Consider the following 21375-nt stretch of genomic DNA (forward strand, 5'->3'; position numbering starts at 1 on the left):
AGATGGTCATGGACCGAGCCAGGGCGGGCCTCGCGGTCGAAATCAAGCAGCCGAAGCGGGCCGACCTCGTCGCCGAGGAGATCAAGCGGCTGATCACCGAGAAGGACCTGAAGCCGGGCGACCGCCTGCCGCGCGAAGCCGAGCTGCAGCAGTTGTATGCGGTGAGCAAGAGCACGATCCGGGAAGCGCTGAAGTCGCTCGAGGTGCAGGGGCTCATCAAGGTCACGACGGGGCCGTCGGGCGGCGGGATGGTCGTCGAGGTGCCGCTCGACCGCACGCTTCAGCTTCTGCAGAACTATCTGTTCTTCAAGGACGTGACGATCGACGACATCTATACGGTGCGCAAGCTGCTCGAACCCGAGCTGGCCGCCGGCGCCGTGCCGCACCTGACGGAGCGCGACTTCGCGGCGCTGGAAGCGAACATCGCGTGCTGCGACGGCGCGTCGGGCGTGCACGATCGCGGTCACATGCTGCGTCAGCGGCAGGAAGACACGACGTTCCACGACATCCTCGCGGCCGCGAACCCGAATCCGTTCCTGCGCTTCAGTTGCGAACTGATCAACGAGATGATCCGGCAGTTGATCGAGTTCCGGAACGATACGCCGCTCGTCGAGCACAAGCGTTTCGGCGAAGCGAACGTGTCGATCCACAAGGCGATCCTGCAGGCCGCGCGCGAGCGCGACGCCGAGCGCGTCCGCGCGCTGATGGTCGAGCACATGACCGAGGCGCCGAAGCATGTGAAGCGGATGAAAGGGAAGCTGCGCGGGCGGTTGATCCTCGACTCCGAGATCCGCAGGCGGGCCGCCGCTTCCGTTTCGGGATTCGATGCGGCCGCAACGGATCCGGAAGAACGCTGAGCGGCGGCACACGCGGCGTGAACGCAAGGCCGACCGTTTCGCGGCGGTCCACGGCCTTCCGCCGCGCCAAGGTGACGGCGATGCGCCAGGCCGTCGCGTCCGAACGCCGCGAGCAGCGCTAGTACTGGCGGTGACGCGTTCGCCGCGCCGCTCTCCCAGGCGCTCAGGACGTCATCGCGCGTCGCCTTCCGTGTACCCGGTCGTCCCCTTCGTTTCCAGATACTCGACGAGGCCGAACTCCGCATACTCGCGGCCGTTGCCCGAGCGCTTGTAGCCGCCGAACGGCGCGGCCGGGTTCCATGCCGGGTAGTTGATGTGGACGTTGCCGACGCGCAACCGCGCCGCGATCCGCCGCGCGCGCTCGAGATCCTTCGACTGCACGTAGGCCGCGAGCCCGTAGACCGAATCGTTCGCGAGCGCGACGGCCTCGTCCTCGGTCCGGTAGGTCATGATCGACAACACCGGCCCGAAGATTTCCTCGGTTGCGATCGCCATGCCCGGCGCGACGTTCGAAAACACCGTCGGCCGCACGTAGAACCCGTCCGCGAGCCCCTCCGGCCGGCCGGGACCGCCGGCGACGAGTGTCGCACCCTCTTCGATCCCGAGGCGGATGAAATGCTGGATGCGATCGAACTGCGTGCGGCTGACCACCGGCCCGATGTCGGTTTCCGTCGAACGCGGATCGCCGACGACCGTGCGTTCCGCTTCCCGGCGCGCCGCCTGCTCGGCCCGCGCCAGATGATCGACGTGCACCAGCATGCGCGTCGGCGCATTGCATGACTGGCCGCTGTTGCTGAAGCAACTGCGCACGCCGCGCGTGACGGCATCGTCGATGTCCGCGTCGGGCAGGATCAGGTTCGGGCTCTTGCTGCCGAGTTCCTGGTGCACGCGCTTCACGGTGTCGGCCGCCGCCTTCGCGACCTCGACGCCCGCGCGCGTCGAGCCCGTGAACGACACCATGTCGACGTCCGGATGCCGCGACAGCGCGTCGCCCACTTCCTGCCCGTAGCCGTGCACGAGGTTGAACACGCCGCGCGGCACGCCCGCTTCGTGCAGGATCTCCGCGAACAGAATCGCGCTGAACGGCGCGATCTCGCTCGGCTTGAGCACCATCGTGCAGCCGGCCGCGAGCGCCGGCGCGACCTTGCACACGATCTGGTTGATCGGCCAATTCCACGGCGTGATCAGCGCGCACACGCCGATCGGCTCGTGCGACACCAGCAGCGAACCGGTCTGCACGCTGAAACGGAACGATTGCAGCGCGCGGATCGTCTGTTCGAGATGCGCGGTGCCGACCGCGGCCTGCATCGCCCGCGCGAACGCGATCGGCGCACCCATCTCCTGGCTGATCGTCTGCGCGACTTCTTCGTAGCGGCGCCGGTAGATCTCGAGCACGCGCGTCAGCAACGCGACGCGCTCGTCCACCGACCAGCGCGAGTACGTGTCGAAGGCCTGCTTCGCCGCGCCGACCGCGCGGTCGACATCGGCCGCGCCGCCGATCGCGAGCCGTGCATACGGCCACGCGGTGGCCGGATCGATCACGTCGATCGATCGTGCATCGGCCGGATCGAGCCACTGGCCGTCGATATAGGACTGTTGTGACGTTCGCATCGAATGCTCCTGAAATGAAGGTCGCCGCACTCAGCGCGTCGCCCGCGCGTAAGTCTCGACGAGGATGTCGCGGATCCGCGCGACGAACCACACGATCTCGTCGCGCGACATCACGAGCGGCGGCGAAAACTGCACGATCGGCGTGCCTTCGTGATCGACACCCGCGCGGCACAGCAGCCCCGCGTCGAAGATCGCCGGCGCGAGCATCGTCGACACGAACGCCTGCGCGCCGATGCCGGCCGCCCAGCGGCGCGCGACCTTGTCGGTCACGAGTTCGAGCGAGTAGTGATAACCGTCGCCGCGCACGTCGCCCACGCACGGAAGTTCGAGCAACCCGTCGAGCGTCCGTCGAAACACCGCTTCGTTGTCGCGGACGTTCGCGAGGACTCCTTCGCGCTCCATGATCGCGAGGTTCGCGAGCGCGGCCGTGCACGCGACCGGATGGCCGCCGTAGGTCGCGCCGTGCAGGAACATCTGCTGCGGCCCGTCGAGCACCGTGTCGACGACCGCATCGCTCGCGATCACGCCGCCGAGCGGCACGTAGCCCGACGCGATGCCTTTCGCGAACGTGATGATGTCCGGCTTCAACCCGTAGCGCGCCGACCCGAAGTACTCGCCGAGCCGCCCGAACCCGCAGATCACCTCGTCGGCCACGAGCAGCACGCCGTGCCGGTCGCAGATGTCGCGCAGCCCGGCCGCGTAGCCGGCCGGCGGCGTCAGGCTGCCGCCCGCGTTCTGCAACGGCTCGACGACGATCGCGGCGACCGTATCCGGCCCTTCCTGCACGATCAGCGATTCGATCTCGTCGAGCAGATGGCGTGTGAACTGCGCTTCCGTCTCGCCGGCCGGTCGGCCGTAGCGCTTCGTGTTGCCCACGTGCCGCACGCCCGACATCAGCGGCTCGAAATGCTTGCGGAAATTCGTCATTCCGTTCAGCGCGAGCGCGCCGAACGACGTGCCGTGATACGCGACGCGCCGCGCGATGAACTTGCGCCGCTGCGGCTCGCCGCGCGACTGGTGATACTGGCGCACCAGCTTGATCGCCGATTCGTTCGACTCCGAGCCGCTCGACGTGAAGAACACGCGGTTCAGGCCCTCGGGCGCGAGCGCCGCGAGCCGGTGCGCAAGCCGAATCGCCGGTTCGTGGCCGACGCCCCAGTTGGTCGCGAACGGCAGCCGCACCATCTGCTCGCGGATCGCATCGCCGATCTCCGCGCCGTGGCTGTAGCCGACCTGCACGCAGTAAAGCCCGGCCAGCCCGTCGAAATAGCGCTTGCCGTTGCGGTCGACGAGCCAGCAGCCTTCGCCGCGCTCGAACACGGTCAGCGCGTTCTCGCGGTATGCATCGGCATGCGTGAAGTGCATCAGCAGATGGCGCTTGCCGAGCGCCTGCAGGTCCGCATCGAGATTGACGTCAACGGCATTCATGGATCACTCCTCCTTCAGGGTTTCAAAACCGGCATCGCGCAGCCGGTCATTCAGTTCATCGACAACGTCGGTGCCGGGCGCGTAAAGCCGCGCGTCAGCCAGACGAGCTGGCAGAGCCCGAGCGCGAGCCAGCCGATGCCGACGTAGAACGTCTGGCGCGACAGCCCGGACCAGAGCCACACGTTCATCGCGAAGCCGATCGCCGGCATCAGGCCGTATGCAATCCAGCCCGCGGCATGGCGATGCTCGGGCCGGCCCAGATAGCTGCGCATCACGCACAGGTTCACGATCGCGAACGCGACGAGCGCGCCGAAGCTGATCATCGTCGACGCGAGATCGAGCGTGATGAACAGCGCGGACAACGACACGACGCCGACCGCGAGCGTCGCGCGCACCGGCGTGCGCAGCCGCGCATGCAGATGGCCGAACACGCATTCGGGCAGCACGCGGTCGCGGCCCATCGCGAACAGCACGCGCGTCACGCTCGCCTGTCCGGCCATCGCGCTCGCGAAGCAGCCGGCCACGTATACCGCGACGAAGAACGCCGACAGCGTGCGGCCGCCGACCCGCCGCATCAGTTCGAGGCTCGCCGAATCGAGATCCTTGAACGCGTGCCAGTCGGGAAACACCAGTTGACCGACATACGCGATCAGCATGAACAGCAGGCCGCTTACGAGCGTGCAGAGCAGGATGGCGCGCGGCACCGTGCGCCGCGGCTCGCGCGTTTCCTCCGACAGCGTGGTGACCGCATCGAAGCCGAGGAACGACAGGCACAGGATCGCGGAGCCGGCGAAGATCGCGCGCGCATCGCCGGACGACGGCAACGCGACGGCCATCGACAGCCCTTCGCCCGCCGCGACGTGCGCCGACGCGATGACGAACACCGCGATGAACACGAGCTGGCTTGCGATCAGAATCAGGTTCACGCGATTGACGAGCCGGATGCCGACGATGTTCAGCCCGGTGATCAGCGCGATGCTGCCGACGATCCACACGCTGGCCGGCACCGTCGGAAAGATCTGCTTCATGTAGATGCCGATCGCGAGGTAGCTGATCATCGGGATGAACAGGTAGTCCATCAGCAATGCCCAGCCGACCATGAAGCCGGCCGACGTGCCGAAGTTGCGGCTCGCGAACGTGTAGGCCGACCCGGCGCTCGGCATCAGCCGCGCCATGTGGCCGTAGCTGCGCGCGGTGAACAGCATCGCGATCAGCGTGATCGCATACGCGGCCGTCAGATGCCCGTTCGTCTCGCTCGTGACGAGGCCGTAGGTCGTGAACACCGTCATCGGCAACATATACGCGAGGCCGAAGATCACCAGCGTCACGAGTCCAAGCTGGTGAGGCTTGCGTGCGTCCGTGTGGCCGCGCTCCACGTACGCCTCGAACACGTGCGTCGCGGCGGCTGATGCGGTTCGACCTGGCCTGTCGTTGTCCATGCTGTCCTCACGTGGGTGGCGTCCATGACTTCAACACGCGTGCGTCCGGCGCGGCCGGCGGAGCACGACTGGAAGAAAGTGTGGTGCGCCAAAAAATCGACGACGAATGAGAAAAGCGGACGTAATCGAGGGATATTTCCGGACACACGGTCGGGCATCGTGCCGCGCCGCCCTGCATGCTGCTGTGCGGCACTGGCGTTTCGCGGACAATCCGGCTATGTTCGGTGCGACCCCGTCACCGCATCGGCACCATGAACAGTCGTTCCCAACGAAACCAGAGCCGCGCCGAACGCAGCCTGCGTTCGGCGCTCGGCCTCGCGCGCCCGGCCGGACGCCAGGAGGACATTCCCGCCACGGTTCACGCGATCGCGGTCGCGCTGGACGAGTGCCGCGTGCGGCACATCGACGGCGCCGCGCTGCTCGAAGGCACCGGGCTCGGCGCGGACGAAGTCGCATCGCCGAACCTGCACGTGAATCGGGGCCAGGAGCAACGTTGCTTTCGCAACCTGTTGCGCTGCAGCGGCGTGCCGTCGATTGGGCTAGCGATCGGCGCGCGGCTGCATGTGTCGACGCTGGGTCTCGCCGGCTACGCGATGCTGATCAGCGGCTCCGTGATGCAGGCGTTCCGCTGCATGGGCCAGTTTCCGCTGTTCATGGGGCTGTATTTCGACGTGCGCATCGACGCGCATGCCGGCGGCATGAGCGTGACCATCGGCCGCTACAACGGCGAGCCCGATCTCGAGGTGTTTCAGGTCGACATGTGCCTGTCGAGCCTGCGCCTGATCGTGTCCGATCTCGTCGGCAAGCCGGTGTGGCCGGAGCAGGTGCAGCTCGCGCGCCGCGCGCCGCGCAATGCGGCCGACTACGCACGCCACTTCGGCTGTCCGGTCGTCTTCAATGCGGCCGACAACCGGCTGGTGTTCACGTCGGTGAACGGCACCGAAGCGCCGCGCCTGGCGAACGAAGTCAGCTTCAATGCGCTGCATGGCCAGTGCGAAGTGCTCGAACGGCAGTGGGCCGCATCGGTCGGCACGCGTTTCGCCGATCGCGCGAAGGAGCTGATGGCGCGCGACCTCGCGCGTTTCAAGTCGATGACGGCGCTCGCCAGTGCGCTGCACCTGACCGAACGGACGCTGCGCAGGCGGCTCGACAAGGACGGCATCACGTTCCAGTCGCTGCTCGACGACGTGCGTCGCGACGAAGCCGTGCGGTTGCTCGACGATCAAGCGTTGACCGTCGCCGCGATCGCCGAGCGGCTCGGCTACAGCGAGCCGCGCAGCTTTCGTCACGCGTACCGGCGCTGGACCGGCAAGACGCCGCGGTCGGCGTCGGATGTCGACGCGTGACCCGATGCGCTACCGCTTCACCCGGCTTTCGAGGATTCGGCATCACGCTTCGGTGAACGCACTGCCGGCCGCAGCGACGAGCCCGGCATCGCGCAATAACGATTTCATGGAGCGAAACCGCTCGCGCATCGCGCGTCGCGACGCAGGCTTCGCCCATTGATTCGTTCGTCGAATCAATTTCCATGCACGCCACGCTCCCCATCGCATGACCGGGGACGCGTCGCCGCGATCGTTCCCCACGGTAGACGCAATTTATTGATTGCTCTATACTCGCCTCAACTTCATCATAAAACGCATGATCTCGTGCGCAACGTGATGTCATTTCGCACTTCGTTGCGCATGCATCCGTTTCGCCACGTCAAAGGGGCCACCGGCCCCAGCGGTCGGCATCGAGCCGCCCGCATCCATGCCGCCTTCACGAGGCGGCGCCCTGCTCGAACGCGCCTCGCCGTTACGGCGCCGCCGGGCTGAACCTGACAATCAGACGAACGCGTCGTCGCGTTCACCCGACCGCCAGCCGCACCTCGGTGCAGCCGGCAGCACTGTTTCCGTCAGTTCAATCGCGGCCATGCCGGGATCACGAACTTCCATCGCGACGCCATTCGGCGTCATCGCGGCGTGCGCGTGCGCGCGCCGCACCGGATTGAGGAGGCGTATCTTCATGACTCGACGCACTGTCCAGCTGGTGGGCAGCCTGGTGGCAATCATCGCAGCGGGATGGGCATTGGCGCGCGGCATCGGCGCCGACACGTTCCATCAGCGCTCGGACGATCTCGCCTACTACGCGGGCCAGCACATGCTGCTGGTCGCCTATTCGATGACACTGGCCATCGCCGTCGGCGTGCCGGCCGGCGTGCTGCTGAGCCGGCCGCGATTCCGGCATCAGGCCGAGCGTTTCATGCAGGTCTTCAACATCGGCAACACGATCCCGTCGCTCGCCGTGCTGGCCATCGCGCTCGGCATCTTCGGCATCGGCGACGTGCCCGCGATCGTCGCGCTGTTCCTCGCATCGCTCCTGCCCGTCACGCGCAATGCGTACGAAGGCATGAAGAACGTGCCGGCCGCGCTGCGCGAAGCCGCCAAAGGCATCGGCATGACCGGCTGGCAGTCGCTGGTTCGCGTGGAACTGCCCCACGCGCTGCCGATCATCGTCGGCGGCGTGCGCACCGCGCTCGCGATCAATGTCGGGACGGCGCCGCTCGCGTATCTGATCGGCGCGGACAGCCTCGGCTCGCTGATCTTCCCCGGCATCTACCTCGACAACCAGCCGCTGCTGCTGCTCGGCGCGTCGCTCACCGCGATCCTCGCACTGGTGCTGGACGGCGTCGTCGCGGCCGGCAGCCGTCACTGGCTCGCACGCCACGGAGGCGCCGCATGACGCTTCGACGCATCCTTCGATCGCTCGCGCGCCTGGGCGTCGCCGGCGCGCTGTGCGTCGCAGCCGGCACCCCGGCATTCGCCGCGAAGCTCGTGCTGGGCGCGAAGAACTTCACCGAGCAATACGTGCTGGCGGAACTCACGTCGCAATACCTGCGCTCGCGTGGCTATGACGTCGACGTCCGCGCCGGCCTCGGCAGTACGCTCGCACGCAGCGCGCTGGAGAACGGCCAGTTCGACCTGATGTGGGATTACACGGGCACCGCGGCGCTCGTTTACAACAAGATCCAGGACAAGCTGTCGCCCGACGAAATGTACCGGCGCGTCAAGGCGCTCGACGTGCCGCGCGGGCTCGTGTGGCTCGACGCGTCGCCGCTCAACGATACCTACGCGATCGGCCTGCCGAGCCGGCTCGCGCAGGCTACCGGCATCCGGACGGTGTCGCAGCTCGCCGAGCATCTGAAGCACGATCCGGCCGCGAAGCATTACGTATTCGGCATGGACGCGGAATTCGCGAACCGTCCCGACGGCCTGAAGCCGCTGCTCGCCGCCTACGGCATGCAGTTCAGCCGCGCTCAACTGAAACAGATGGATCCGGGGCTCGTCTATACGGCCCTGCACAACGACCAGTTGCAGATCGGCCTCGTCTACACGACCGACGGACGCGTGAAGGGCTTCGGCATCGTGCCGCTCGAGGACGACAGGCACTTCTTCCCGCCGTACAACGCGACGCCGGTGGTCCGCCAGGCCACGCTGGAGCGCAATCCGAAGCTCGCGACGCAACTCAACGCACTGTCGGCCGTGCTCGACAACGACGCGATGCAGGCGATGGCCAAGGCGGTCGATCTCGACGGCCGATCGCCGCGCGACGTCGCCGATGCGTTCCTGCGCGCCCACCCGCTACCTTGAAGGAGGACCGATGAGCGTATTCGACTATCTCGCTTCGAGCTGGCCCGAGCTGCTGCAGCTCACGCTGCAGCACGTATGGCTCGTCGCGATCGCCGTGGGCTGCGCGATCGTCGCCGGCGTACCGCTCGGTATCCTGATCAATCGTCACGACTGGCTCGCGGGCCCGCTGCTCGGCATCGCCACGCTCGTGCTCACGCTGCCGTCCATCGCGCTGTTCGGCCTGATGATCCCGTTCTTCTCGCGCTTCGGCCAGGGTATCGGCGCCGCGCCCGCGATCACCGCCGTATTCCTCTACTCGCTGCTGCCGATCATGCGCAACACCTACCTCGCATTGCACAACGTGGATGCGGGGATCAAGGAAGCCGGCACCGGCATCGGCATGACGTCGTGGCAGCGCCTGCGTCTCGTCGACTTGCCGCTGGCGGTGCCCGTGATTCTCGCGGGCGTGCGCACCGCCGTCGTGATGAACATCGGCGTGATGACGATCGCCGCCGTGATCGGCGCGGGCGGCCTCGGCACGCTGATCCTGCGTGCGATCGGGCAGAGCAGCATGATGAAACTGCTGGTGGGCGCGGTGCTCGTGAGCCTGCTCGCGATCGTCGCCGACCGGCTGCTGCAGATGCTGCAACGTGCATTGACACCGAAGGGAGTGCAGAAGACATGATCGAACTCGACAAACTGACCAAGACTTTCACGCGCAAGGACGGCCAGGCCGTGCGCGCGGTCGACTCCGTGAGCCTGTCGGTGCCCGAAGGGGAAATCTGCGTGTTCCTCGGCCCGTCGGGCTGCGGCAAGACCACCACGCTCAAGATGATCAACCGGCTGATCCCCGCGACGTCGGGCCGCGTGCTCATCAACGGCGAGGATACGGCGCAGCTCGACGAAGTCGACCTGCGGCGCCACATCGGCTACGTGATCCAGCAGATCGGGCTGTTCCCGAACATGACGATCGAGGAGAACATCACCGTCGTGCCGCGCCTGCTCGGCTGGGACAAGAAGCGCTGCGCCGAACGCGCGCGCGACCTGATGTCGATGGTCGCGCTCGATCCGAAGCTGTACCTGAAACGCTATCCGCGCGAGCTGTCGGGCGGGCAGCAGCAGCGCATCGGCGTGATTCGCGCGCTGGCCGCCGATCCGCCCGTGCTGTTGATAGACGAGCCGTTCGGCGCGGTCGATCCGATCAATCGCGAATCGATCCAGAACGAGTTCTTCCAGATGCAGCGGCAACTGAACAAGACCGTGATCATGGTGAGCCACGACATCGACGAAGCGATCAAGCTGGGCGATCGCATCGCCGTGTTCCGGCGCGGCCAGCTCGTTCAGTACGATCACCCCGACACGCTGCTCGCCCGCCCGCGCGACGAGTTCGTCGCGCAGTTCGTCGGTCAGGACAGCACGCTCAAACGCCTGCTGCTCGTGAAGGCCGGCGACGCCGCCACGCAGCCCGAAACGGCGCGCGTCGATACGCCGCTCGCGCACGCGCTGGCGGTGATGGACGAAACCGACTGCCGCTACCTGACCGTGCTCGACGATGCGGGCCGGGCGCTCGGTTACGTGACGCGCCGCGCGGCACGCACCGACGGCGGCGTGTGCGGCGAACGCGTGACGCCGTTCCCTGCCGGCGTCGCGGCGGACGACAACCTGCGCATCGTGCTGTCGAAGATGTACCAGTACAGCATGTCGTGGATGCCCGTGCTCGACGCCGACGGGGCGTGGCTCGGCGAGATCACGCAGGATTCGATCGCCGCATACCTGAGCTCGGGCCGGTCGCGCCGGCAAACCGGCCAGCCGCCGGGCAGTCCGGCCGATGCGGCGGCCGCGGTCGCCACGTCCTGAGTCGCGCCGGGGCCGGCGCTGCGTCGCACCGGCATCGGGAAACGAACCGAATCGATGCCGCCCGTTGCAGAAAAGGACGGTCGTATTCGTTCGGATCGTGCAATCGAAAATCTGCAGCCCGAACGAATCGCGAATTGAATTGAATCGACACGGGCGATCGGCTGTCGTACGGCCCGACGCCACCGCGCAAACCGGGCGAACTGTGCGAGCCGTGCTGCCGTGCGTCGATGCGGCGTGGGTCGTGCGCAAAGTGCGGCTCAGCGACGGCCGGCTGACGCGGGTCGAACAGGCGCGCATTGGCAAGTTGAAGGCGCCGGCGCGCCGAATCGGCAAACGTCAGCGCAGCGGCGCGCGGATCTTTCCGTCGACCTTCAACGTGCGCCGCTCGCGCGCGGCCTCGTATTCGACCGTCTGCGCGGGCGTGACCGCGCCGTAGGATCGTCCGTTCACATAGACGACCCCGTCGCGCAACTCGACCCGGTCGCCGTCGACGATCGCGGTGGCCCGGCCGCCCTGCAACACCGCGCCCGAACAGCCGGCGGTCGAGAAGCTGCGGATCGACGCGCCCGGCATCGCGACGTTCCCGCCACCGCGATCCGCCGCATGCGCGGCGCTGCACGGCGGCGCATCCATGGTGCCGGCCGCGTGGAGCGGCGGCGCCCCGATGCCGCCCCCGGCAAGCAACGCGATCATCGTCGGCAACAGCTTGTTCATGGCGATCTCCGTAGTCCGCGGTCGTCGATCGACGATCGGCCGGCGATCCTGCCCGCAGATCGACCGGTCCGCCCAGTATGCGGCCGCTTCTCCATGCCCGGCCATCCGCTTCAATACCAGTCGCGCCCCGCCCCGGTTCGCCCCCCGCGCCTCGTCCGGTTGACCGTCGACCGCACGGAAGCACCGCCCCCGAAACACCGGCGCGCCCTCAAAATCCGCCTTGCCAAGGTTGCGACCCGCAACTATTATTGATTGCGATACGCAACCTTTCAGGAGCCGTTCATGGACCTCATCGACGCGCCGGCCAAGCCGCGCGACGCGACCATCCTCGAGCTGCGCGACTTCTCGCGCAAACTGGTGCGCGAGCTCGGCTTCATGCGGGCGACGCTGGCCGACAGCGACTGGGCGCCGTCGGCCGTGCACGCGATCCTCGAGATCGGGATGGCGCCCGGCATCAACGCGAAGGATCTCGGCGCCATCCTGCGGCTCGACAAATCGAACACGAGCCGGCAACTCGCGCGGCTCGAAGCGGCCGGGGTCGTGGAGCGGCGCGTGTCGAGCGAGGATGCACGCGCGATTGAGCTGTACCTGACCGCCGAAGGCAAAAAGCTCCGGAAACGAATCGACGCGTTCGCGACCGACCAGGTGTCGAATGCGCTGCGCCGCATGATGCCGGCCGACCAGCAGGCACTGCTGCGTTCGCTCGCGCTGTATGCCGACGCGCTCGCCCAGGACAACGCGGCCAGGGCGCCCGTCGCGCCCGCCGACGCGCCGTCGATTCGCGAGGGCTATCAGCCGGGCTGCATCGGCGACATCGCCAGCCTGCATGCACGCTTCTACGCGGAACACTGGGGTTTCGGCGCCTTCTTCGAACAACGCGTGGCGACCGAGCTGGCCGCGTTCGCGGGCGCGCTGCCGGCCGACGGCAAGGCGCTGTGGCTATGCCAGGAAGACGGTCGCACGCTCGCGTCGCTCGCGATCGACGGCGACCCGGCGACGGGCGTCGCGCACCTGCGCTGGTTCATCGTCAACGACGCATTGCGCGGCTCGGGCGTCGGACGCCAGCTGATGACGCTGGCGATGCGCTTCGTCGACGATCACCGGTTTCGCGAAACCTATCTGTGCACCTTCAAGGGGCTCGATGCCGCGCGCCATCTGTACGAGTCGTTCGGCTTTGCGCTGACGAGCGAGTGCCCGGGTACGCAGTGGGGAACCGAGGTAGTCGAGCAGCGCTTCAGCCGGCCCGGGCCGTCCGGCAGTTGAGATCGGCGGCCGGCCATCGCGTCGCCTGTCGCCGTCGTTCCCGCACCGCGTGACCGGATTCGACCCGCGACTCGCCGGAACAACCGGAAACATCCATGCAGCGATTTACCCGACGGAGCCGCTAGGCACGCCGGTCGCCGCATACGCGCATCCCGACGAAAGCAATCGCGGCGATCCCGTGAACTACCGGCCCGCTTGCGCCCGCTCCACGGCGAACGTATCGCCGACGAACCGGATCACGTCGTCGAGCGACGACGTGCACACCGCGTCCGCGGCAAGCGAGCGAAACGCACCGTCCGGCCCGAAGCAGACGAGCGGCTTGCGCCAGCGCTGCGCGAGCGCAATCTCCTCGGCCGTACCGTGCCCGCCCGGCAGCGCGACGATCAGGTCGCTGCTCAGCACGTTCACGTAGTTGCGGTTGATCGTGTGCGGGGCCGCGCCCGGTTCGCGGCGCGGCAGCGGCGTGAGGACCGGAATGTCGACGAACGGATGCGGATAGCCGTCGAGCGGCACGAAGCCCGCGACCGGATCGGCCTGCGTCGGCAGGATGCCGATCGATCGGCCGGCCCGGCCGGGCACGCCGGCGAACGCGCGCGCGACCGCCAGCATCACGCCCTGCCCGCCGCCCGTCAGCAGGTTGAACCCGGCCTGCGCGAGCCACACGCCGAGCGGCTCCGAAAACGCGAGCCACGGCTCCTTGCCCGAGCCCATCACGCCGATCGTCCTGTTGTGTCGTTGCATCGTGGTTTCCGGTGAAATCGTGGCGGCGCGTGCGCGCACCGTGCTCATTCGAGCTCGACGCCCTTGAGCTCGGGGATCAGGAACAGCGTCGCGACCATGTCGAGCACGTAGAGGCCGGCGAGCAGCGCGATGGCCGTCTGGAACGAATAGTGCGCGGCGAGCGCGCCGACCGCGACCGGACCGAAGCCGCCGACCGCACGGCCGATGTTCCACAGCACGTTCTGCGCGGTCGCGCGTGCGGCCGTCGGATAGCCTTCCGACATCAGCGTCCCGTAGCCGCCGACCATCCCGTTGACGAACATGCCCATCAGCGCGCCGGCCCACAGCATCGCCGTCGGGTCCGACAGCCGCGCATACGCGACGACCGTCACGACCGAGCCGAGCTGATACAGCAGGAACGTCGGCTTGCGGCCGATGCGGTCGGCCAGTTGGCCGAAAACCCAGACGCCGATCATCATCCCGACGACGGTCGCCGCCGTCCACAGCCCCGATTTCGTCAGCGAGAAACCCATCTGCTTCGACAGGAAGGTCGGCAGCCAGATCATGATTCCGTAGTAGCCGAAATTCTGGACCGAACACAGGATCACGATGCCGAGGCTCGTGCGCGCGGTGCGGCCGTCGGCGACGAGCATGCGGAACGCGTTGGGCTTCGGCTGCGTCGCGCGATGCACGAACGCTTCCGGCTCGTGCAGCTTGTTGCGCATCGCCCAGGCGAGCAGCGCGGGCAGCACGCCGACCACGAACATGCCGCGCCAGCCGATGTGCAGAAGCAGAAACGGCGTCAGCAGCGCGGCCAGCAGCACGCCGGCCTGCCACCCCAGCGCGACGTAGCACGACACGCGGGCGCGCTTGTTTGCCGGCCACGCTTCGGCCGCGAGCGCCATGCCGATCCCGAACTCGCCGCCGAGGCCGATGCCCGCGATGGTGCGATAGACGAGCAGATCCTGGAAGCCTTGCGCGAATGCGCACAGGCCGGTGAAGATCGCGAACAGCAGGATCGTCCAGGTCAGCACACGCACGCGCCCGTAGCGGTCGCTCAGCGCGCCGAACACGATGCCGCCCGCGACCGCGCCGATCAGCGTCCACGTGACCAGCGCGCCGGCCTGCCCGGGCGTCAGGTGCAGCGCCGCCGTGATCGCCGGCAGCATGAAGCCGAGGATCAACAGGTCGAAGCCGTCCATTGCATAGCCGATCGCCGACCCGGCCAGCGCTTTCCACGCGTACGCGCCGACCCGCTCCACGCGCGGGGCCGACGGGCCGCCGAGCGTCGAAGATTTCATGTTTGCTGCCATGGTGTCCTGCCACGAATGTCCGGCGACATTCTAAGGCCTGTGCCCGCGAACGACGGAGGCGACGCGTCGTGCCCGCGCTGGCCGGACGGCTGGCGGGAAAACGGCGGAAACGGCGGAAAATGCGTGGAAAAGGGAAAGGGAAAACGTGGATCCGGTGCGGCGGCGAGGCCGGCGATGTCGCGATCGGGCCGGACACCGGATGAAAGACGGCCGGCCGGCGGGGAATTGCCGGCCGGCCCGCGTGCGCGAACCGGACGGCGCCGGATGGCCTTGCGGCGCGGCGGGCTTCAGCCCTGATCGTCCCCCGGCCACCAGGTCTTGGCCCCGCGGTCGACGGCGAGCGCTTCGAGATCCTTGCCATCGAGCCATTTCGGCCGCGGGCCGCGCCCCGACCATGAGCGGCCGGTCGACGGATCGTAGTACTTGGCAGGCGCCTTGCGCTTGCGCTGAACGATGTAGCCGAGCGCGCTCAGCACTTCCTGCTGCGAAATTCCCAACAGCTCGACCTGTTCCTTGAAAGCCGCGAGCGCAGCTTGCTTCTCCTTCTGCTTTGCCTCTGACAGCTTGATGTTCAGGTCCCGAAGTTGTGCTTCGAGTTCCTGCAGGGCCTGGGTCATGTATTCATCCTCTTTGGGCATGTTTTTGCAAAAAGCTCCGATGGCCGAACCTACCACGAAGTTACGCCGATCGGGGCTGTCAAATAGGTGAATCGTCCACCTGAGCCGGCATGATTTGCGCGATGCGCACGAAACGACGTCGTGCGTCACCGCGGACAGGACCAGACCGGCAGCGGGCGGCACGCCGCGACGCATGCACGGGCGAGCGGTGGCGGCAAATGATTCGCCGCGCCATGGCACGGGCGCGGCATGGCGCGAATGATAGCAGTGCGCGGCGTCGCGATGCAGAAGTCGCCGGCCGGAATCGACGCGAGCCCCGACGCTTCAGCGATCCGCGCCGCCGGCCTCCCATTCGATCCGGTCGAACAGCGCGCGCAGCTTCGCGCCGCGCGCCGCATTCAGCGCCGTCGCATGCGCGACGCGCCCGGCCAGATGCGCCCGAAAATCCGGATGCGCGTCGCGATTCTGCGACGCCGGGCCGAGCCGGATGCAGTTGGTCAGGATGGCCTTCAGGCGATCGAACACGTCGCGCGGCAGGTTCGGATGACGATTGACGACCACGCCGGCCAGTTGCTGGCGCGTGCCGCGCCGCATCACACGGGTTTTGCGCAATTGCAGCGCGAAGCCTTCCTCGAGTGCGATCGCGGCGACCCGGACCTGCAATCGCTCGATGTCGCGCGCGAGCGCGCCGCCGCCGGAAAACGCGAGATCGTCCGCATAGCGCGTGTAGGTCGCATCGAGCGAACGCGCGAGCGCGGCAAGCCGCATGTCGAAGCGGAACGCGCACAGGTTCGCGAGCGCCGGCGACGTCGGCGCGCCCTGCGGCAGATGCCGTTCGCGATAGCGCTGGCGGCCGATCCAGTCGAAGCGGTCGCGCAAGTCCGTCGCGAGCAGCCGCGCCGACGGCACGCGATTGGTGCACAGCCCGGTGAGCGCACGCGCGACTTCGGCCGGATACCCGAGCGTCGCGAACAGCGCATGGACGCGCGCGGCACGCACCGACACGAAGAAATCCGCGAGATCGAAGCGCACGACGACATCGCGATCCGCATGCGGCGCCGCGAACGACACGATCCCGTGCCCCTTGCGAAAACCGTGTACCGCGCCGTGCGGCGCGATGCGATCGAGCAGCCCGTGCAGGATGCGGCGTTGCGCTTCACGCAGCCGCCCCTTCGGGATTTCGACGAGGCGACACCCGCCGCTGCGCTTGTCGACCGCGACGTACGTGTAGTGATGCAGCGGCGAGGCGCTGCCGCGCGCGTCGACGCGCCAATGATCGGACAGCCAGTCGAGTTCCGGCGTGCTCACGCCGAGCCAGCCGGCGAGATCGCCGGGCGTCGGCCATTGCGGCACGTCGCAGCCGGCGAGCGGCGCCGGCAACGGTCGCTGCACCAGCGGTCGCCGCACGATGCGGATCACCGCCGGCCGGCGGTCGCCATACCATGCGCGCACGAACGCGGGCGCCTCGGCCAGGGTCGCCGCGAGCACGTCGGTGTCGGTATCGGCCCAGTTCGTGCCGAAGCGCACGAGTGCGAGGCTCGCGCATTCGTGCGTCCACGGCGGCGCTTCGCCGAGCACGGCGGCCAGCCGGGCGACGACGCCGTCGCGTTCGGGCGGACCGGCGAGCATCGCCTCGGCAATCGTGCGGGTGGTGTCGCGCAGGGATGAGTGCATGGCAAACGAGAGGCGGGACGATGAGTCAACGTGGCTGGTGCTGCGAGAGCAGTCGTTGCGCAACGCGCAACCTGCGCGCTTGCGACGCATCGGCGTATCGATCCGATCCACGGGGTAGCCCCGTGGTCCTGGAACATCGGCTGCCTGTTCCGGGCGTGTGCTTGACCCACCGCCCCGCGTCGGCGACTTTAACGGCCGGCGCCGCCCGGTGTCAAACCGAGCCGGACGATGCGCGGTGGCGCCGCGCTTATGGCCGCCGGGAACTCGCGCAGTGTATCGCCTTTCGATGCAGGTACGGCAGGGTTCCATCACGACCCATGCGACTGCATCGGCCATCGCCGGCTGAAACGGCATACGGTCCGCTCCGCCCGGATCCGCCCCGCTTCCCTACATCGTGCCCGCCAGATGAAACCGCGACGCCGGATGCCACAGCCTGACCGACGTGGCGACCTGCTCGCCGACCCACGTACGGCGTCGCAGCAGCAAGCACGGTTCACCGATTTCCATCACGAGATGCCGACGCACCTGCGCATTGGGCTTCTCCGCGTAGATCCGGAACTCCGCACGCTGGATCGGCGCCAGGCGCACCATGTAATGATTCGGCGTCTCGATCGTGAAGTCCTGCTCCAGATACGCGGGAAACAACGCCGGATTGACGTAGCGATCCTCGAACTGGATCGGTTCGTCCTCCTCGTAATGCACGATACGCGAATGAAACACGGGCCCGGTGCGCAGGCCGAGCGCATCGATCGCGTCCGGGTCGACGCTGCGCTCGATCAGCAGGACGCGCGCACTGTGCCGATGGCCGCGCTCGGCGATCTCGTCCGCGATGTTGCGGATCTCCAGCACCGTCGACTCGTAATGCCGGCGCTCGACGAACGTGCCGGCCCCCTGGATGCGCGTCAGCACGCGCTCGGCCGTCAGTTCGCGCAGCGCGCGCGACACCGTCATCCGGGCCACGCCGAATTCCTTGACCAGTTCGGCCTCGGTCGGGATCGCGGCGCCGGGCTTCCAGTCGCCTTTCGCGATCCGCTCGACGACGTAGCGCTTGATCTGCTGATAGGCCGGCAACGCCCGCGCCGGTACGGTATCGGCCGACGCCAACGCCGGCCGTGCGGAAAGTTTGCGTTCCGTTTCGCTCATGCGCCCTCGACCGAATGAATGGTGGGTGATCGGCGCGTCCTCGACCGTCGTCACTGCAACGGCGGCGGCACACCGGCGACGATGCCGGCCGCGATCGCGATGTCGTCCGCGAGCGGCCGGTCGTCGTGATAAGCCGGCACGCGGGCGCGCACATGCCGCCACAGCGCGTCGGTCGATGCGGCCCGCCCCGTTTCGTCCGGCTGCAGGTCGTACGCCTGCGCGGCGGCCAGCAGCTCGATCGCGAGCACGCGCGTCGTATTCTCGATGATGTCGAGCGCCTTCAGCGCGGCCGGCGTCGCATGGCACAGGTGATCTTCCTGCAGCCCCGACGTGATGCCGCCGTCGAGGCTCGCCGGCGCGGCAAGCCGCTGATTCTGCGCGACCAGCGCGACCGCCGTGTACTGCGCGATCATGAAACCCGAACAACTGCCTCCCGGCGCGGCAAGAAACGCCGGCAGCCCGCTGACCAGCGGATTCACGAGCCGGTCGAGACGCCGCTCGGCGATCGCCGCGACCTGGGCCATCGCCGCCGCGAGGCTGTCCATCGCGAGCGCGATGCCCGCGCCGACCGCATGCGCCTGCGAATGCACGGCCGGCGCCTCTCGCGTGCCGGCAACGATCGGATTGTCGGTAACGGACGCGAGTTCGCGATCGACGACCTCCGCCGTGACGTCGAACACGTCGCGCGCCGCGCCGTGCACGTGCGGAATCGTGCGCAGGCTGAGCGGATCCTGCGTATGCCGGCCGCTCGCCGCGGCAAGCATGCCGCTGTCCGCCAGCAGCGCGCGCAAACGCGCGCCGACCTGCCCGATACCGGGCGAAATCCGCAACGCGAGCGAAGCCGGATCGAATGCGGCGAGTTGCCCGCCCAGGTTCTCGAAGCTCATCGCCGCGATCCAGTCGGCCCAGTCGAGCAACCGCTCGGCGCGGGCCAGCGCCAACGCCGCCAGCCCCGTGACGCACGGCGTCCCGTTGACCAGGCTCAACCCTTCCTTCGCGCCGAGGACCAGCGGTTCGCGGCCGATGCGCCGCAGCGCCTCGTCGCCGCGCACGCGTTCGCCGCGATGGCGCGCATGGCCGTGCCCGACGCACACGAGAGCGACGTGCGCCATGTGGGTCAGATACCCGACCGAGCCATGCGCCGGCACTTCGGGGAGGCAATCGTGCTCGAGCAGCGCGACGAGCTGTTCGACGACGTCGGCGCGGACGCCCGAATGCCCGTGCGCATAGTTGTTGATCGCGGCCGCGATGATCGCGCGCGTTTCGGCTGCGCCGAGCGGCATGCCGACGCCCACCGCGTGACTCATCAGGATGTTGTGCGACAGCGTGCTCTGCTGTGCCGGCGACACGATCACGTCGCATAACGCGCCGACGCCGGTATTGACGCCGTATGCGCGAATCCCGCGCGCGACGATCTCGTCGACGAGTTCGCGAGCGGCGACGACGCGCGTGCGCGCATCGTCGGCCAACGCCAGCGGCTCGCCGGCCGCCACGGCCGCGACCTGTCGCCAGTCGAGCGGTTGTTCCGCACGGAATAGGGTCATGGCAGCCTCAGTTCGCGGTGCGGTCGTGGTGGCTCGACACGAATTGCCGGAAGCGCTCAGAGGTCTGCCCGCCGAACACGTCGTCGGGCGTCCCGTCCGTATCGACCTCGCCTTGATGGAGGAACATCACACGATTCGACACGTGGCGCGCAAAACCCATTTCGTGCGTGACGACCAGCATCGTGCGCCCCTCCTCCGCCAGCGAGCGCATCACGCGCAGCACCTCGCCGACCAGCTCCGGGTCGAGCGCCGACGTCGGTTCGTCGAACAGCATCACCTTCGGATGCATCGCCAGCGCGCGGGCAATGGCGACCCGTTGCTGCTGGCCGCCCGACAGGTGCGCGGGATAGTAGCCGCGCTTGTCCGCGAGACCGACGCGTGCGAGCAGCGCCTCCGCTTCCTCCACCGCTTCCGCGCGACTGCGCTTCTGCACGCGCAGCGGCCCCTCGACGAGGTTGTCGAGCACCGTCATGTGCGACCACAGGTTGAAGTTCTGAAATACCATCCCGAGCTGCGAGCGGATCCGGTCGACCTGGCGCCGGTCGCTCGGATGCAGCTTGCCGTCGCGCGCGCGCTTCATCGCCAGCGCTTCGCCCGCGAGCGCGACGGAGCCGTCGTCGGGCGTCTCGAGCAGGTTCAGGCAGCGCAGGAACGTGCTCTTGCCCGAGCCGCTCGCGCCGAGGATCGAGATGACGTCACCCTCGTGCGCGTCGAGCGAAATGCCCTTCAACACATGATGATCGCCGAACGACTTGTGGATGTTTCTGACCGACAGCGCAACGGGAGCAGGGGTGTTCATCGGATTCTCTCTGAAAGGACGGGGAACGCTCAGGATGCGGCGCGCCGGGGATTGGGCGTCGCCGCGGCGGGCGCACCGGACGGCTTCGGCGCACGCAGGTGCGCGGAGAGCCGCCATTCGAGCGCGCCGAGCAGGCGCACGACGATGAAGTTCAGGCACAGATAGATGATGGCCGCGCAGACGAACACCTCGGTCGTCCGATAGGTTTGCTGAATGATTTGCTGCGCGACGCCCGTCACTTCCCACACCGTGACGAGGCTCGCGAGCGCGGTCGACTTGACGAGCAGCACGGCCTCGGTCGAGTACGCCGGCAGGCACTGGCGCAGCGCGATCGGGCCGATCACGCGCCGCAGCAGCGAGAAACCCGACAGGCCGATGGAATACCCGGCCTCGATCTGCCCGACCGGTACGGCCATCAACCCGCCGCGCAGGATTTCGGCCGTGTAGCCGGCGGTGCACAGCGCAAGCGACAGCACCGCGCATACGTACGGCTCGCGCAGCACCGGCCACATGAAGCTCTCGCGGATCACGCCGAACTGGCCGAGCCCGTAATACACGAGGAACATCTGGATCAGCAGCGGCGAGCCGCGAAACACGAGGATGTAGGCGCGCGCGAAGCGGTTCGGCAGCCAGTGCGGCGACACGCGCATCGTGACGATCACGAGCGACAGCAGGCCGCCGAGCACGAGCGACGCTAAGAACAGACCGAGCGTGGTCGGCACGGCCGCGAGCAGCTGGCGCAGCGTATCGACGAGAAAATCGAAATCGATGGACATGCCCGTTCT

21 protein-coding genes are annotated in these 21375 nt (G+C 67.9%); 8 read left to right on the forward strand and 13 right to left on the reverse strand.

Annotated features, from left to right (window positions below; translation table 11 throughout):
* Nucleotides 1-2: 2 nt before the first annotated feature.
* On the forward strand, nucleotides 3-857 hold the full coding sequence (locus tag WS95_RS25805) for a FadR/GntR family transcriptional regulator (RefSeq protein ID WP_059826952.1): 855 nt from the start codon (nucleotides 3-5) through the stop codon (nucleotides 855-857).
* Between the two features lie 171 nt (nucleotides 858-1028).
* Here the strand turns inward: WS95_RS25805 and WS95_RS25810 are convergent, their stop codons facing one another.
* The 3 genes from WS95_RS25810 to WS95_RS25820 are packed head-to-tail and all read right to left on the reverse strand — an operon-like array spanning nucleotide 1029 to nucleotide 5335.
* Complete coding sequence (locus WS95_RS25810) at nucleotides 1029-2468, reverse strand: aldehyde dehydrogenase family protein (protein ID WP_059826849.1); 1440 nt, start codon at nucleotides 2466-2468, stop codon at nucleotides 1029-1031.
* Between the two features lie 30 nt (nucleotides 2469-2498).
* Nucleotides 2499-3896, reverse strand: a complete 1398-nt coding sequence (locus WS95_RS25815) for an aspartate aminotransferase family protein (RefSeq protein WP_059826851.1) — start codon at nucleotides 3894-3896, stop codon at nucleotides 2499-2501.
* Between the two features lie 50 nt (nucleotides 3897-3946).
* Entirely contained in the window at nucleotides 3947-5335 is a 1389-nt protein-coding gene (locus WS95_RS25820) for an APC family permease (protein WP_059826853.1), read from the reverse strand.
* Nucleotides 5336-5586: 251 nt separating this feature from the next.
* Between WS95_RS25820 and WS95_RS25825 the strand changes: the two genes are divergently transcribed.
* Together WS95_RS25825 and WS95_RS35160 are read left to right on the forward strand one after the other, a co-directional pair.
* The gene (locus WS95_RS25825) at nucleotides 5587-6681 is read left to right on the forward strand and encodes an AraC family transcriptional regulator (RefSeq protein ID WP_059826856.1); all 1095 of its coding nucleotides are present in this window, start codon (nucleotides 5587-5589) and stop codon (nucleotides 6679-6681) included.
* A 4-nt stretch (nucleotides 6682-6685) separates the two neighbouring features.
* Nucleotides 6686-6841, forward strand: coding sequence for a hypothetical protein (locus WS95_RS35160; protein ID WP_156444581.1), 156 nt, complete (start codon nucleotides 6686-6688; stop codon nucleotides 6839-6841).
* 320 nt (nucleotides 6842-7161) lie between these two features.
* Here WS95_RS35160 and WS95_RS25830 read toward each other — a convergent pair whose 3' ends face one another.
* Nucleotides 7162-7344, reverse strand: a complete 183-nt coding sequence (locus WS95_RS25830; protein WP_059498731.1) for a hypothetical protein — start codon at nucleotides 7342-7344, stop codon at nucleotides 7162-7164.
* Here WS95_RS25830 and WS95_RS25835 point away from each other — a divergent pair.
* Genes WS95_RS25835 through WS95_RS25850 form a run of 4 tightly spaced genes read left to right on the forward strand, consistent with a single transcriptional unit; the run spans nucleotide 7343 to nucleotide 10803 of the window.
* A complete protein-coding gene (locus tag WS95_RS25835) occupies nucleotides 7343-8059 on the forward strand; it encodes an ABC transporter permease (RefSeq protein WP_034208909.1) in 717 nt (238 codons plus the stop codon). The genes WS95_RS25830 and WS95_RS25835 overlap by 2 nt on opposite strands.
* Entirely contained in the window at nucleotides 8056-8967 is a 912-nt protein-coding gene (locus WS95_RS25840; protein ID WP_059826857.1) for a glycine betaine ABC transporter substrate-binding protein, read from the forward strand. The genes WS95_RS25835 and WS95_RS25840 overlap by 4 nt, the downstream gene beginning before the upstream one ends.
* Before the next feature lie 10 nt (nucleotides 8968-8977).
* Entirely contained in the window at nucleotides 8978-9631 is a 654-nt protein-coding gene (locus WS95_RS25845) for an ABC transporter permease (RefSeq protein WP_006497929.1), read from the forward strand.
* Nucleotides 9628-10803, forward strand: coding sequence for an osmoprotectant ABC transporter ATP-binding protein OsmV (locus WS95_RS25850; RefSeq protein ID WP_059826859.1), 1176 nt, complete (start codon nucleotides 9628-9630; stop codon nucleotides 10801-10803). Before WS95_RS25845 ends, WS95_RS25850 begins: the two co-directional genes overlap by 4 nt.
* Before the next feature lie 336 nt (nucleotides 10804-11139).
* Here WS95_RS25850 and WS95_RS25855 read toward each other — a convergent pair whose 3' ends face one another.
* On the reverse strand, nucleotides 11140-11517 hold the full coding sequence (locus tag WS95_RS25855; RefSeq protein WP_059781911.1) for a hypothetical protein: 378 nt from the start codon (nucleotides 11515-11517) through the stop codon (nucleotides 11140-11142).
* A 282-nt stretch (nucleotides 11518-11799) separates the two neighbouring features.
* On the opposite strand from WS95_RS25855, the gene WS95_RS25860 reads away from it, so the two are divergent.
* Nucleotides 11800-12780, forward strand: coding sequence for a bifunctional helix-turn-helix transcriptional regulator/GNAT family N-acetyltransferase (locus WS95_RS25860; RefSeq protein WP_034208904.1), 981 nt, complete (start codon nucleotides 11800-11802; stop codon nucleotides 12778-12780).
* Between the two features lie 183 nt (nucleotides 12781-12963).
* Here the strand turns inward: WS95_RS25860 and WS95_RS25865 are convergent, their stop codons facing one another.
* The 8 genes from WS95_RS25865 to WS95_RS25900 all read right to left on the reverse strand — a co-directional run bounded on the left by WS95_RS25865 (nucleotide 12964) and on the right by WS95_RS25900 (nucleotide 21366).
* Nucleotides 12964-13569 carry a hypothetical protein gene (locus WS95_RS25865; protein ID WP_059826860.1) on the reverse strand — a complete coding sequence of 202 codons (606 nt, stop codon included), beginning with the start codon at nucleotides 13567-13569 and terminating at the stop codon, nucleotides 12964-12966.
* On the reverse strand, nucleotides 13566-14813 hold the full coding sequence (locus WS95_RS25870; protein ID WP_059826862.1) for an MFS transporter: 1248 nt from the start codon (nucleotides 14811-14813) through the stop codon (nucleotides 13566-13568). Before WS95_RS25870 ends, WS95_RS25865 begins: the two co-directional genes overlap by 4 nt.
* 287 nt (nucleotides 14814-15100) lie before the next feature.
* Complete coding sequence (locus tag WS95_RS25875) at nucleotides 15101-15430, reverse strand: H-NS histone family protein (protein WP_034208901.1); 330 nt, start codon at nucleotides 15428-15430, stop codon at nucleotides 15101-15103.
* A gap of 324 nt (nucleotides 15431-15754) precedes the next feature.
* Nucleotides 15755-17104, reverse strand: coding sequence for a reverse transcriptase family protein (locus WS95_RS25880; RefSeq protein WP_059826863.1), 1350 nt, complete (start codon nucleotides 17102-17104; stop codon nucleotides 15755-15757).
* A gap of 387 nt (nucleotides 17105-17491) precedes the next feature.
* A complete protein-coding gene (hutC, locus tag WS95_RS25885; RefSeq protein ID WP_059826865.1) occupies nucleotides 17492-18247 on the reverse strand; it encodes a histidine utilization repressor in 756 nt (251 codons plus the stop codon).
* 50 nt (nucleotides 18248-18297) lie between these two features.
* Entirely contained in the window at nucleotides 18298-19791 is a 1494-nt protein-coding gene (locus WS95_RS25890) for an HAL/PAL/TAL family ammonia-lyase (RefSeq protein WP_059826867.1), read from the reverse strand.
* A gap of 7 nt (nucleotides 19792-19798) precedes the next feature.
* A complete protein-coding gene (locus tag WS95_RS25895) occupies nucleotides 19799-20590 on the reverse strand; it encodes an ABC transporter ATP-binding protein (RefSeq protein WP_034208897.1) in 792 nt (263 codons plus the stop codon).
* A gap of 29 nt (nucleotides 20591-20619) precedes the next feature.
* Nucleotides 20620-21366, reverse strand: coding sequence for an ABC transporter permease (locus WS95_RS25900; RefSeq protein WP_059826869.1), 747 nt, complete (start codon nucleotides 21364-21366; stop codon nucleotides 20620-20622).
* Nucleotides 21367-21375: the final 9 nt, after the last annotated feature.

The organism is Burkholderia sp. MSMB1826, from assembly GCF_001526325.1.
Classification (GTDB): Bacteria; Pseudomonadota; Gammaproteobacteria; order Burkholderiales; family Burkholderiaceae; genus Burkholderia.

Bases quoted from the DNA above. Each gene is read 5' to 3' on its own strand.
- WS95_RS25805 (WP_059826952.1), top strand. From the start codon at position 3: ATGGTCATGGACCGAGCCAGGGCGGGCCTCGCGGTCGAAATCAAGCAG.
- WS95_RS25810 (WP_059826849.1), bottom strand. From the start codon at position 2,468: ATGCGAACGTCACAACAGTCCTATATCGACGGCCAGTGGCTCGATCCG.
- WS95_RS25815 (WP_059826851.1), bottom strand. From the start codon at position 3,896: ATGAATGCCGTTGACGTCAATCTCGATGCGGACCTGCAGGCGCTCGGC.
- WS95_RS25820 (WP_059826853.1), bottom strand. From the start codon at position 5,335: ATGGACAACGACAGGCCAGGTCGAACCGCATCAGCCGCCGCGACGCAC.
- WS95_RS25825 (WP_059826856.1), top strand. From the start codon at position 5,587: ATGAACAGTCGTTCCCAACGAAACCAGAGCCGCGCCGAACGCAGCCTG.
- WS95_RS35160 (WP_156444581.1), top strand. From the start codon at position 6,686: ATGCGCTACCGCTTCACCCGGCTTTCGAGGATTCGGCATCACGCTTCG.
- WS95_RS25835 (WP_034208909.1), top strand. From the start codon at position 7,343: ATGACTCGACGCACTGTCCAGCTGGTGGGCAGCCTGGTGGCAATCATC.
- WS95_RS25830 (WP_059498731.1), bottom strand. From the start codon at position 7,344: ATGAAGATACGCCTCCTCAATCCGGTGCGGCGCGCGCACGCGCACGCC.
- WS95_RS25840 (WP_059826857.1), top strand. From the start codon at position 8,056: ATGACGCTTCGACGCATCCTTCGATCGCTCGCGCGCCTGGGCGTCGCC.
- WS95_RS25845 (WP_006497929.1), top strand. From the start codon at position 8,978: ATGAGCGTATTCGACTATCTCGCTTCGAGCTGGCCCGAGCTGCTGCAG.
- WS95_RS25850 (WP_059826859.1), top strand. From the start codon at position 9,628: ATGATCGAACTCGACAAACTGACCAAGACTTTCACGCGCAAGGACGGC.
- WS95_RS25855 (WP_059781911.1), bottom strand. From the start codon at position 11,517: ATGAACAAGCTGTTGCCGACGATGATCGCGTTGCTTGCCGGGGGCGGC.
- WS95_RS25860 (WP_034208904.1), top strand. From the start codon at position 11,800: ATGGACCTCATCGACGCGCCGGCCAAGCCGCGCGACGCGACCATCCTC.
- WS95_RS25865 (WP_059826860.1), bottom strand. From the start codon at position 13,569: ATGAGCACGGTGCGCGCACGCGCCGCCACGATTTCACCGGAAACCACG.
- WS95_RS25870 (WP_059826862.1), bottom strand. From the start codon at position 14,813: ATGGCAGCAAACATGAAATCTTCGACGCTCGGCGGCCCGTCGGCCCCG.
- WS95_RS25875 (WP_034208901.1), bottom strand. From the start codon at position 15,430: ATGACCCAGGCCCTGCAGGAACTCGAAGCACAACTTCGGGACCTGAAC.
- WS95_RS25880 (WP_059826863.1), bottom strand. From the start codon at position 17,104: ATGCACTCATCCCTGCGCGACACCACCCGCACGATTGCCGAGGCGATG.
- hutC (WP_059826865.1), bottom strand. From the start codon at position 18,247: ATGAGCGAAACGGAACGCAAACTTTCCGCACGGCCGGCGTTGGCGTCG.
- WS95_RS25890 (WP_059826867.1), bottom strand. From the start codon at position 19,791: ATGACCCTATTCCGTGCGGAACAACCGCTCGACTGGCGACAGGTCGCG.
- WS95_RS25895 (WP_034208897.1), bottom strand. From the start codon at position 20,590: ATGAACACCCCTGCTCCCGTTGCGCTGTCGGTCAGAAACATCCACAAG.
- WS95_RS25900 (WP_059826869.1), bottom strand. From the start codon at position 21,366: ATGTCCATCGATTTCGATTTTCTCGTCGATACGCTGCGCCAGCTGCTC.